3 protein-coding genes are annotated in these 2,961 nt (G+C 34.7%); all 3 read right to left on the bottom strand.

Features of this window, described 5'->3' with window-relative positions; genetic code table 11:
• Positions 1–87: 87 nt before the first annotated feature.
• The 3 genes from ACN1CN_RS22650 to ACN1CN_RS22640 all read right to left on the bottom strand — a co-directional run bounded on the left by ACN1CN_RS22650 (position 88) and on the right by ACN1CN_RS22640 (position 2,802).
• Entirely contained in the window at positions 88–1,284 is a 1,197-nt protein-coding gene (locus tag ACN1CN_RS22650) for an RHS repeat domain-containing protein (protein ID WP_419137941.1), read from the bottom strand.
• Positions 1,285–1,556: 272 nt separating this feature from the next.
• Positions 1,557–2,060 (bottom strand): SMI1/KNR4 family protein, encoded by a 504-nt coding sequence (locus tag ACN1CN_RS22645; protein ID WP_419137939.1) that lies wholly within the window; start codon positions 2,058–2,060, stop codon positions 1,557–1,559.
• Positions 2,061–2,067: 7 nt separating this feature from the next.
• Positions 2,068–2,802 (bottom strand): HNH/ENDO VII family nuclease, encoded by a 735-nt coding sequence (locus ACN1CN_RS22640; RefSeq protein WP_419137943.1) that lies wholly within the window; start codon positions 2,800–2,802, stop codon positions 2,068–2,070.
• Positions 2,803–2,961: the final 159 nt, after the last annotated feature.

The raw sequence follows: 2,961 nt of genomic DNA, 5'->3' as shown, positions 1-2,961 counted from the left end.
GTTTTTAATCGTTAATTAACCACAAAACCTGGTGGTCAATTTGCTCCGGAATCAGGTGGTCAGTTTGCTCCGGAACGGGTGGTCAATTTACTCCGGAATTAGGTGGTCAAATTGACCGGTTTTTCCATATAGAGTCCATCGACGAGAAGTTTCAGCTTTAGGATCGATATTTAACCAACGTCCAAGTGCGGGGTCATAATTTCTTGCTCCAAAATCATACAAATTCAATGCGAACATACCAACATTATCATCTTGGAGTTCTTTACCATTATATTTGTACTTATTCGTATTTGGCGCATAATCATTATACCCCTTGTGTTTTAATCCAAAAGGATAATAATTGTTTTCTTCAATAATTTCAAGAACCTGTGTGGTTGGGTTTTTAGCATAACTTACACGTACGTTTCCTAAATGATCTTTATACTGGAACACATACGAAAGAACATTGGCTGTATTTTTAACATAGCCTTCTGCAGTTGGAAAAAACTCCAGATTAGTGTCTTTGTACTGAAAACCTCCTAAATAATCTGTAATTACTGTAGGTTTACCTGTTTCAATTACAGTTTTCTGTATTTTCTGTCCTGCTGCATCGTAAAAATACTCAATATTACCTGTTGTGCCAAATGTAATTTTCTTGGGTAAATTCAGTTGGTTATACTTGATATCTGTAATGTTTTTGTTTTTGTCGGTGATCATATTACCATTACCATCGTAGGTATAATCATCGCCTGTTTTATTCAAATCATTAAATCCGCTGGTATTATTAGAACTGTCATCTACTTTGGCCAATTGGTTTGAATTTGCCACTGGACCATAAACTAAATTATCGATTATTATAGCACCTGTTTGAGGGTCTAAATCTCCTTTTCTGAGTAAAGACACGATATTACCATTTTTATCATAAGTCAGATTTTCATCATAGGCATTGGTGGTTAATCCGCTTTTTTCATAAATAGAGGTTTTTAATCGGTTTAGTTTATCATAGGTATAACCATACCCTCTTTCTATATTATCAGAGCTTGTTTTCCATAGCGTCTCGGATATGTTCCCGTTATAAAGTGCGTTAACACCTATAATTGCTGCCTGAGGCGCATTATAACTTACTTTGAAAGCAAACAAATCTTTGGCATCTGTGCCTTGTTGCAAATTGGCTGTTTTATTAATCTCTGTGAGCCAGCCTCTAATATTGTAATTAAAATCAACTTTCTGGAGTGGGCTTGCCGTAGTATTCCCTACATTTTTACTGGTCAATTGTCCCAAATTATCATAGGTATTGGCTGCCATAAGCTGTATGGCTCCTCCATTGATTTGATGGGGAAAATTTTTGTTTTTAATTCAACTTTGTGGGTGGCATTTATGCAGAAAAAAAATACCTATAATTCTAAAACCACAAACCTCGCCGATTGGCGAGGTTTATTGGTTCTATTCTTTGTCGATTATCGTTGTGGGTGCAAAGTCAGAGACGTTTGCACAGCAACCACACTTTGCGCAGCTGGGGTTGGGGAACTCTTCGGAGAGCTGGAATAATTAACCACCAACACATCTGATACATTATCCTATCTCTCCGAGCCATCGTAATCATAATCATCTAAGTTCCATTCAATCATTACTTCTTCTACCCATTCAATAAAATTACTATTCGAAATTTCAACATCATCATAACTTTCATAAACAAAATCCCATTGCCAAAATACTACTGGCGTAATTCCATCTATATTTTTTGATAAATCTAAGCAATAATGATTACCTCTTCCATCTGGTGAAAATGGCAAAAAATGGGAAGGCATTTTATTAGAAACTTCAAAGTGTTCAAATTGGTATACTTTTTCTAATGATGAATTTTCAAATTCAATATCAAAACCTAATACTTCTGTTCCAAAAAGAGATATTTTATTATGTTTTTTCAAAATATATTTAAAATCATGAGATAAAAAATAACCAATACTTTCCTCAAATATCTCTAATCTATCATCTTCTATTGCGCTTCCAAAAAAGATAACATCACTCGAAAATTTATATAATTCCTCTAATAGCTTTTCGCATTTCTTTTTTACATCCATCTTTATTTTACTTTTGGGCTTTAGGATATTCTTGTTTCCAATACTCCCTTCTAGCTTGATTAAATTCTTTTCTTTCTGTTTTTGTTAATGGTTTCTGACCTGAAGGGTGATTCTTTCCATAATTCTCTCCAACTCGATGGTCATTTTTATGCATTTCTTGAAATGGCCCTTTAGCATTTTGTCCTTCATGATGAATCTCAACAGATGTACCATCTTTTTTAAATGTTGGCGCACTTCCAGGCTTTTTAGGTTCATTTAATAAAGCTCTATCTACTTTTTTAGCATCGTCAATTACTATTTTTTCACTAGCTTTAACTAAACCTTTTTCCGTGGCTACTATTCCAGCTTTAGCTTCAGCTTTTACTTCTGGAAAAAGTGTTAATGCAATCATTGCAGTTGCCTGACCTCTATCATAATTATTGCCATCAAAATCTTTACCCGTTATAACGCCATAAATATCTTCAACTGGGGTAACAAGTCTTACTGCCGCCATAAAAGCTCCAGAATTGGCTTTTTCAGCATCAATTTCTGCTCGAGCTTGAATACCTCCATTTGCTTTCATTTGTTCCCTAAACCTGAAATCTTCACCTTCTAAACCTTCCAATTCAAAATGGTCAATAACTCTATTACTTGAAAAACTATAGGGTGATTGAAAATTGTAATCTTCTGCCAATGGGTCGATACACATAAAACGACCAATAGCATAATCATAGTTTCTATACTTGAAGCTATCCCAGTTCAGTCCCAGCTCATCTTGGCGCTCCTGACCTTGGAACTTATACTTATAAGGGTTTGCAAAATTTCCTTAATCGTAATTAGTGGGTTTTGCTCATCATGGTAAAATTCAAAGAACTTACTTTTGGTGACGAAAATAGAAGTAATCTTACGAAAATCCTAACTA

This window comes from Flavobacterium sp. T12S277 (assembly GCF_048514875.1).
Lineage (GTDB): Bacteria > Bacteroidota > Bacteroidia > Flavobacteriales > Flavobacteriaceae > Flavobacterium.
This window is presented reverse-complemented; position numbering and strand designations above follow the sequence as displayed.

Coding starts and splice junctions, on each gene's coding strand:
- ACN1CN_RS22645 (WP_419137939.1), bottom strand. CDS start 2,060: ATGGATGTAAAAAAGAAATGCGAAAAGCTATTAGAGGAATTATATAAA.
- ACN1CN_RS22650 (WP_419137941.1), bottom strand. CDS start 1,284: ATGGCAGCCAATACCTATGATAATTTGGGACAATTGACCAGTAAAAAT.